The sequence below is a fragment of the Pseudomonas tremae genome (assembly GCF_001401155.1).
Classification (GTDB): domain Bacteria; phylum Pseudomonadota; class Gammaproteobacteria; order Pseudomonadales; family Pseudomonadaceae; genus Aquipseudomonas; species Aquipseudomonas tremae.
Genome location: NZ_LJRO01000332.1, coordinates 1 through 342, shown reverse-complemented (window position 1 = coordinate 342; position 342 = coordinate 1). Strand labels below are relative to the sequence as shown.

Annotated in this window: 1 pseudogene; it reads right to left on the bottom strand. The window is 60.5% G+C overall.

From position 1 onward, the window contains the following. Positions 1–342 (bottom strand): annotated as a pseudogene (locus tag ALO43_RS18675) (GNAT family N-acetyltransferase); the annotation flags it as partial.

Genomic DNA, 342 nt, shown 5'->3' with positions numbered 1-342 from the left:
CCAGCACCCTGGCGCTGGCCATGTTGTCGGCAAAGCACTGACCGGCGATGCGGTTGAGGTTCATGACGGTGAAGCCATGCATCAGCAAACCCTGCACCGCCTAGCTGGTGTAGCCCTGCTTTCGGTAATCGGCACCGATCCAGTAACCCAGGTTGCCGCTGCGATGCGAGGTTGACAGGCGCAGTGAAACGACCCCGGTCAACTCTCCGGTTTCCTGGGCATGAACCCCCAGGCTCAATGTTCGTCCAGCGGCGAATTGTCCCGGTGCATCGGCAATGAAAGCCTGTGCATGCTCCAGGGTATAGGGCGAGGGGACTGTGGCCGTCATGTTCGCAATCACGG